9 protein-coding genes and 3 tRNA genes are annotated in these 7313 nt (G+C 70.2%); 6 read left to right on the forward strand and 6 right to left on the reverse strand.

The window, feature by feature from the left end; genetic code table 11:
• Positions 1-55: 55 nt before the first annotated feature.
• The 4 genes from ACJMKZ_RS03110 to ACJMKZ_RS03125 are packed head-to-tail and all read right to left on the reverse strand — an operon-like array spanning position 56 to position 3095.
• Positions 56-697, reverse strand: coding sequence for a trimeric intracellular cation channel family protein (locus ACJMKZ_RS03110; RefSeq protein WP_405231731.1), 642 nt, complete (start codon positions 695-697; stop codon positions 56-58).
• Positions 694-1200: a GIY-YIG nuclease family protein gene (locus ACJMKZ_RS03115; protein ID WP_405231732.1), complete on the reverse strand. Its 507-nt coding sequence runs from the start codon at positions 1198-1200 to the stop codon at positions 694-696. The genes ACJMKZ_RS03110 and ACJMKZ_RS03115 overlap by 4 nt, the downstream gene beginning before the upstream one ends.
• Positions 1197-2288: a glycosyltransferase family 4 protein gene (locus tag ACJMKZ_RS03120; RefSeq protein WP_405231733.1), complete on the reverse strand. Its 1092-nt coding sequence runs from the start codon at positions 2286-2288 to the stop codon at positions 1197-1199. The genes ACJMKZ_RS03115 and ACJMKZ_RS03120 overlap by 4 nt, the downstream gene beginning before the upstream one ends.
• Before the next feature lie 3 nt (positions 2289-2291).
• Complete coding sequence (locus ACJMKZ_RS03125) at positions 2292-3095, reverse strand: FkbM family methyltransferase (RefSeq protein WP_405231734.1); 804 nt, start codon at positions 3093-3095, stop codon at positions 2292-2294.
• A 178-nt stretch (positions 3096-3273) separates the two neighbouring features.
• Between ACJMKZ_RS03125 and ACJMKZ_RS03130 the strand changes: the two genes are divergently transcribed.
• On the forward strand, positions 3274-4110 hold the full coding sequence (locus ACJMKZ_RS03130; protein ID WP_405231735.1) for a DUF4437 domain-containing protein: 837 nt from the start codon (positions 3274-3276) through the stop codon (positions 4108-4110).
• Positions 4111-4123: 13 nt separating this feature from the next.
• Here ACJMKZ_RS03130 and cmoB read toward each other — a convergent pair whose 3' ends face one another.
• Together cmoB and cmoA are read right to left on the reverse strand one after the other, a co-directional pair.
• Positions 4124-5089, reverse strand: a complete 966-nt coding sequence (gene cmoB / locus ACJMKZ_RS03135) for a tRNA 5-methoxyuridine(34)/uridine 5-oxyacetic acid(34) synthase CmoB (RefSeq protein WP_405231747.1) — start codon at positions 5087-5089, stop codon at positions 4124-4126.
• Between the two features lie 33 nt (positions 5090-5122).
• Positions 5123-5866: a carboxy-S-adenosyl-L-methionine synthase CmoA gene (cmoA, locus tag ACJMKZ_RS03140; protein ID WP_405231736.1), complete on the reverse strand. Its 744-nt coding sequence runs from the start codon at positions 5864-5866 to the stop codon at positions 5123-5125.
• Positions 5867-5953: 87 nt separating this feature from the next.
• On the opposite strand from cmoA, the gene ACJMKZ_RS03145 reads away from it, so the two are divergent.
• The 5 genes from ACJMKZ_RS03145 to ACJMKZ_RS03165 form a co-directional block, all read left to right on the forward strand.
• Complete coding sequence (locus ACJMKZ_RS03145; protein ID WP_405231737.1) at positions 5954-6454, forward strand: M15 family metallopeptidase; 501 nt, start codon at positions 5954-5956, stop codon at positions 6452-6454.
• Between the two features lie 71 nt (positions 6455-6525).
• Positions 6526-6610 (forward strand) — tRNA-Tyr (locus ACJMKZ_RS03150).
• 187 nt (positions 6611-6797) lie between these two features.
• Positions 6798-6871, forward strand: a tRNA-Gly gene (locus ACJMKZ_RS03155).
• 36 nt (positions 6872-6907) lie between these two features.
• Positions 6908-6983: transfer RNA gene (locus tag ACJMKZ_RS03160), tRNA-Thr, on the forward strand.
• A 206-nt stretch (positions 6984-7189) separates the two neighbouring features.
• Positions 7190-7313, forward strand: a 124-nt coding sequence (locus ACJMKZ_RS03165; protein ID WP_405231748.1) for a GTP-binding protein, incomplete at its 3' end; no start/stop codon positions are given.

Genomic DNA, 7313 nt, shown 5'->3' on the forward strand with positions numbered 1-7313 from the left:
CCGAGCATAGGCGATTACCGGCCGGCTGCCGATCGTGGAAAGCGCAGACGGCGGTTCAGCCCGGCCGGCGGTATTTCGGCAGGCTGAGGCCGGTAAGGATGGCCGCGGCACGCAGCCCGAAGCCGGTCGCGAGGGCGGCCAGGGTGGCCGCCGGGTCCCCCACGCCGGCGGCGTCCAGCGCCACGTAGACGCCGGCGCCCGCCAGCGCCGCGGTGGCGTAGATCTCCGAGCGCAGGATCAGCGGTACGTCGTTGCACATGATGTCGCGGATGAAGCCGCCGAAGGTGGCGGTCATCATGCCCATGCCCGCGGCGATCACCGGCGAGACGCCCTGGGCCAGTGCCGCCTGGGTGCCCGTCACCGCGAAGACGGCGAGGCCCGCTGCATCCATCCACATGAGCGCCCGCAGGCGGGAGGCGAGCAGCCGGGCGCCGACGAAGGTGAGGCAGGCGGCCACCACGCACACGCTGATGTAGACCGGCTCGTCGATCCAGAATACCGGCGTGCTGCCGAGCAGCAGGTCCCGCAGGGTGCCGCCGCCGATGCCGGTGACCGAGCCCACGAGCACGAAGCCGAGCAGGTCCATCTCCCGCCGGGCCGCCTCCAGGGCGCCGGAGACGGCGAACACCGCGACGCCTGCGAGGTCCAGCCAGCCTATGGACTCGGCGAGGAGCTCGGCGAGGGGTGGAAGACTCATGCCGTCGTGCCCCGGCCGGGGCGCGGCAGTGTCCGGTTAAGCAGCGGATGGCCCGCCAGCAGCAGGTTCTCGATCCACCAGGCTTCGCGCAGCCGCGCCCGACGGCAGTCGGCCACGAAGGTGCAGCCGCAGGCCCGGTCGCAGGCAACGGTCTCGATCAACCGCATGCCGGGCGCCTTGTCCTCCGCGGCGAGCAGGGCGAGCCACTCCTCCAGCACCGCGGGTTGCCGCGAGGGCCGGGCGCGGCGGAAGCGTTCCGGCGGCGCCTCCCAGAGCGGCAGCGGGCGCTGCAACGGCGCTTGCGCTGGCCGTTCCGTCAGGGCACGCAGCCATACCCGGCCGGCGCGGATATGGCCCAGCAGTCTCGCGCGGGGCCGCCGGGTCTGACCCACGTAGCAGACGAGTCCGCTGTCGGGTTCGGCGAGGACGTAGAGGAGGGCGCCGCGCCGGGGCGGCGGGCTGTTCACCTCGGGGAGCCGGCAGACCGGTCCGGCCGGTCTCATCCCCGGCCCTCCGGCAGGGATTCCAGCAACTCCTTCGTGTGGCGCACCGTCTCGGCAACGTTGAAGTGCCGGTCCAGCCGTTCCCTGGCGCGCCGGCCCATCAGCGCGCGCTCCGTCGGGTTGTCGTACAGGAAGCGGATGGCGTCGACGATGGCGCCGGCGTCTCCCGGTGCCACCACGATGCCCGACTGGCCGTCGACTACCAGCTCCGCGCTCCCGCCGGTGTCGGTAACGATCGGCGGGACGGCGTAGGCCATGGACTCGATGACCGTCTTCGGCAGGCCCTCGCGCTTCAGTGACGGCAGTACCGAGGCCGAGCAGGCGGCCACCAGTGCGGTGGCGTCCCGTCGGAACCCCGCCACGTGGATGCGCCCGCGCATCGGGCTCGCGCCGATCAGTCGGGCGAGTTCCGGCTCCTCCAGCCCGCCGCCGACCAGGAGCAGGTGGATCGCGGCGTCGCGGGGCAGCCGGTAGGTGGCCTCGACCAGCACGCCGAGACCCTTCCGCGGCCGGTTGTTGGCCACGCAGATCACGGTGAAGGCGCCCGCCGGGATGCCGAATTCGCCGAGATCCGCCGGCGGTTCCCGGTACCAGTCGAGGCTGTGTCCCTTGTAGACCGTGCGCACCCGGCCGGGACGCGGGTGCTGGGCCCGCAGGCTGTCGCGCACGGCATCGGCCACGCACAGGATGAGGTCCACCCGGGGATTGAGATGGGTGAGATAGGCGCTCGGGTCCCAGCGATGGAGGTTGCCGGTCTGCCCCCGATAGGTGACCACCTTCACCGGCAGGCCCAGGGCGGCCAGGTTGGTGTTGGCGATGGCCTTGTTATTGAAGGCATAGACGACGTCGATGCGCCGTTCCCGGAGTTCGCGACGGATCCGCCGGATGGCCTCCGGCGAGAGCTTGCGCCGGGGCACGAAGTCCACCACCTCGATGCCCGCCTCCCGCATCGGGCCGGCGTACACCGAATCGCCCTGTGTCATGACCGTCACCGCGACACCGGCTTTCTGCAGGCCGATGAAGAGTTCGGCCTCCGGCCGGACGCTGTTCAGGGTGTCCCCGTGGGAGGTGATGCAGAGCAGCCGCATGGCTCAGCCGTCGTGGCGCCAGAACAGATCCACGTGCCGGTCGCTGGCCAGCAGTTCCTCGCGCGTGACCGGCGCCAGCGCCCCGTCGCGCAGTATCGCCGGCGTATAGCCGTGCTCCGTCATGAAGTCCAGCAACGCGACCGGCTCGATGCCGGCGGCGCTCATGTAGCGGGGCGAGTATTCGAGCATGACGCAGGGACAGCGCGCCAGCACGCCGGCGGCGCCCTGCAGCGCGGCCAGCTCGAAGCCCTCGATGTCCATCTTCAGGAAGCGGGGCGTGCGGTCGCCGAGCTCCTCCTGGGCCCAGAATTCGTCGAGGGTGGTGGTGCGGATCTCGATCGTGCCGCCTTCGTGGATGGGCAGCATCGAGTGCCGGCCCCGGTTGGAGCCGCCGAACAGATGCAGCTCGAACGTGCCCGCGCGGTCCGAGACGCCGAGCTGGACCGGGTGGATACTCTGCGCCGCGTTCAGCGCCCGGTTCTCGCCCAGCAGGGCGAAATTCTCGGGGTCCGGCTCGAAGGCGTAGATGTCGGCCCGGGCCTCGCCGGCGATGCGGTCGAGCACGAGCGAGTACCAGCCGATGTTGGCGCCGACGTCCAGGATGACGTCGCCGTCCCGGATGTCGAGGGTGCGCTTCAGGAAGTCCGTGGTCTCGGGCTCGTGGGCGCCGTACTTGTAGATGTGGCGGCCGATCACGTCGTCGGTGCGCACGCGCAGGCGCAGGTCGAAATGGTCCGCCTTCGCCAGCAGACGCGGCCGGCGCAAAATGAAGCGGTTGACGACGTAGGCGGCGGCGCGGACATCCATGGGCTTGATACGGGTCGGTGACGGCAGGTGCGTATGGCACGGTGACGCGCTAGAGTTTAACCGCTTTCGTTGCCCGGAGTCGGCCATGCAGCATTGCCGGATGGATTGCCTGATGGATTACCGGACGGATCGTCGAATGGCGGTTCGATCGGCTCCTCGAACCATGGGAGGCGCTCCCGTGCGCGCGGCCCGGGGACGACTTGCGGTCGCGGCGGTGGCGCTGGTCGCCCTCGCCGCGGCGGGTTGTGCCAGCCAGGAGCCTCCGCCGCCGAGCTTCACCGGCTTCATTCAGGCGCAGACGGCGCCGGTGGAGCCCTGGAGCCCCTATCCGGGCGTGACCGCCCGGCGCCTCAGTGCGGACGAGTTCACCGGGCGCAGCGCCATCCACCTGAGCGTGCCGCTGGGCTGGCGCTGGACCGGCATGGTCAACGGCGCCTTCACCCGGGAGTGGTACGTGCTGGAGGGTCGGGTGCAGGCCGGAGAGCGCCAGCTGCAGGGCGGCGATCTCCTCTACGTGCCGCCGGGCGTGCAGCCGCCGTCGATCACGGCCGTGCGCCCCGCGAAGATGCTGGTGTTCACCGATCCGGCCGACCCGGCCTCGGAGCTCGGCCAGACCTTCGTCGCCAGCGCCCGTTCGCTGCCCTGGCGGCCGGGCACCGTGGCCCGGGATGCCGGCGTGCCCCTGGACCTCAGCGTCAAGGACCTGAAAGACGATCCCGGCACCGGCGCGCGCACCTGGCTGGTGAAGATCGGCCCCGGCGTCGAGGTGCCCTGGGAGAGCCACTCGGTGGTGGAGGAGGGCTACCTGCTGGAGGGCGATTACCGCCTGTCGGAGTGCCTGCCGGAAGGGCGCAAGGACGGCGAGTACCTGCCCGGCGGCTATTTCCGGCGTCCGGCCAACTGGATCCACAGTGGCCCGGATTCCGGCACCGACGGCGGGGCGGTCTGGCTGATGCGCTCGCCGGGAGCGCTGGATGCGACCTTCCACGACGCCTGCCGGCCGCCGGCGCGCTGAGGAAAGGTGCCGCTCAGGCTCGCTCGGCGATGACTACGGCGCGCAGCGGTGCGGGGTGGCCTTCGACCGTGCGCCCCGGGTCCGAGGGGTCGAGGGCGTCCCGGAGTGACTGGAACGGCATCCACTCGGTGCTCCGCTGTTCGGCGGTGCTGGTGGCGGTAACGTCCGCGCAGCGCACGCGGCGGAACCCGGCGCGTTCCAGCCAGACGGTGAGCGCGGCCACGGAGGGCAGGAACCACACGTTGCGCATGCGGGCGTAGCGCCCCGGCGGCACCAGCACCGTGTCGGGCCCGCCCTCGACCACCAGCGTCTCCAGCACCAGCTCGCCGCCGGGCCGCAGCCAGTGCCGCAGCCGGGCGAGATGACCGAACGGCGAGCGGCGGTGGTAGAGCACACCCATGCAGAACGCGGTATCGAGGCCCGCGGGCGGCTCCGGCACGTTTTCGAGAGGCGTCGGCAGCAGCCAGAACGGCAGCGGCGGCGTGAAACGGCGGATCGCGCGGTACTGGTAATCGAACAGCCGCGTCGGGTCGGCTCCCAGCACCCAGCGGGCGCCGGCGTCCAGCATGCGCAGGGCGTAGTAGCCGTTGCCGCAGCCCACGTCTAGCACCCGGCGATCACGCAGGTCGGAGAAGTGGGGCGCAAGCCGGTCCCACTTCACGTCCGAGCGCCACTCGGCGTTCACCTCGACGCCGTGGATCTCGAACGGCCCCTTGCGCCAGGGCGCCAGCGCCAGCAGCGCCTCGCGGATGGCCTCCCGCGTCCCGGCATCGGCTTCACTGCCGATCCGCACCGCCGGGCCGTCGGCGACCGGCATCGTCGGCTCGAGAGCGGGGAGACGCTCGATGGCCGCCTCCCACCGCGGCTGGTCGCCGTGGGGCCGTGCCGCCCCTGCCGCGGCGGCGGCCGCGAGCGCCTCGCCCCAGTCGCCGGCCCCTTCGACGCTCAGCGTGCGGCGCAGGAGTTCGAGATCGGTCAGGGCCATGGGGCTCGAGTCAGCAGCGGTCCGCCGTCAGGCGACCGCCACGAAAGAGGCGAAATTGAGTTCCTGCATCCAGCAGGCGGCGTGGCCGAAACCGGCGCGGCGCAGCCGCTCCAGGTGGGTGTCGGCCGTGTCGGGAACCAGCACCTTATCCAGGGCGGCCCGCTTGCGGCTGATCTCCAGGTCGCTGTAGGCGTTGGCCCGCTTGAAGTCGTGGTGCAGTTCGACGAACAGGGCGTCCAGCACCGGATCGGCGAAGCGGATCTTCTCGGACAGCACCAGGATGCCGCCGTCCCGCATGCCGCCCCGGATACGGGCGAGCAGGCCCGGCCGGTCGTCACGGGGCACGAACTGCAGCGTGTAGTTCAGCACCACCAGGCTCGCGTCCCGGACGGGCGTCTCGCGCACGTCCTCGGTGCGCAGTTCCACCGCCACCCCCGTCCCGTCGATCCCGCTCTCGTCGAGGACCTGCCGGCAGCGGCCGATCATGGCCGGGGAGTTGTCCACGGCCACGATGCGGGCGTCGTCGCAGCGGATGCCGCGGGCCATGGCCAGGGTGGCGGCGCCCACGGAGCAGCCGAGGTCATAACAGGTGGAGCCCGGGGTCGCGGCCCGCGCCGCCAGACACTCGATCTCCGCCAGCGTGCGGCCGTAGCCGGGAACGGAGCGGCGGATCATGTCGCCGAATACCTCGGCCACCCGTTCGTTGAATTCGAAGGAGCCCCGGTTGCCACCGGAGTCCCGGTAGATAGAATCGCGTTTCGAGCCTTCCATGGAAAGATGGTCCGGTGGCGCTGCGGCGGCGTCAAGCGCGGCCGCGCAGGGGAACACGGCGGCCGGCGACCGGTCACAGGAGTTGCGATGCTGGCAGAGCTGCACAGGGAACTCGGTATCCCGCCGGACTACGGCAAGGTGCCGCCGCGGCCGCGTTTCGAGGAGGCCACCGGCCTGATCGACGTGGGACCCAATCTCGTGGGCCGGCCCCAGAAGCTCACGCCCCGCGCCGCCGACCGCTGGCAGGCCATGCGCGAAGCCGCGGCCGAGGGGGGCATCCGCCTGCTGCTGGTCTCCGGATTCCGCAGCGTCGAGTACCAGGCGGCCCTCATCCGCCGCAAGCTGGAGGCCGGACAGCCCATCGAGGACATACTGGCGGTGAACGCGGCCCCGGGCTACAGCCAGCACCACACCGGCGAGGCGATCGACGTCGCCACGCCCGGGTTCCGGCCGCTGACGGAGGAGTTCGAGCGCTCCCCGGCCTTCCGCTGGCTCGGCCGTCGGGCGGGCGATTTCGGCTTCGGCCTGAGCTACCCGCCGGGCAACCCCGAGGGGTTCGTGTACGAGCCCTGGCACTGGGCGCTCTGAGGACGCCGCGGGCCGGGCCCCGTGTTGACAGCAGGGGGGCCATGGTTGGACAATAGCGGGCTTGTTTCCGCGGAGGGGTACTCAAGCGGTCAACGAGGGCAGACTGTAAATCTGCTGGCTATGCCTACGTAGGTTCGAATCCTACCCCCTCCACCAGGACAAAAGGCGGTGGCGGCAGGCCGGAAGAAGTACTGAAACAGCCCGGGGCATATGGCCTCGACCGGGCTGTTTGCTGTGGAAAAAGGTACGAAATCGGCGGTTGTCATCGGTGAGGAGTCATCGAAGAGGATCCTGAGAGGACGGGGAAAGCTGACCGGAGTGGCAATTGCGGCGGCACAGGTTGGCGGGTGTAGTTCAAAGGTAGAACCTCAGCCTTCCAAGCTGATGATGTGGGTTCGATTCCCATCACCCGCTCCATCCGCCCCGTTCGTCTTGCGTGTAGGGAGTGCATAAGCCCACATAGCTCAGGCGGTAGAGCACTTCCTTGGTAAGGAAGAGGTCACTGGTTCGAGTCCAGTTGTGGGCACCAGATCAAGAGAGCCGCGACGCGATGGGCCGGGAGCGACGGTCCGCGGCGAAGGAGACGAGGGCCACGGCGTGCGCAGCCTGCGGCCGAGGAAAATTCGAGGGGTGAGGGTCACCGCGATCCGGTACGGATGCGCGGGGCTTGGCGACCCCTGTCAGAGTGTTCGATTACGAGCGTGTTTGAAAAGCCCGACTGAAAGGTAGGCAGAGATGTCCAAAGCGAAGTTTGAGAGAACGAAGCCCCACGTGAACGTAGGCACGATTGGCCACGTGGACCACGGTAAGACGACTTTGACGGCTGCGATGACGAAGGTGATGGCCGAGAAGTTTGGTG

This window comes from Lentisalinibacter salinarum, from assembly GCF_040706555.1.
Lineage (GTDB): Bacteria > Pseudomonadota > Gammaproteobacteria > Steroidobacterales > Woeseiaceae > Lentisalinibacter > Lentisalinibacter salinarum.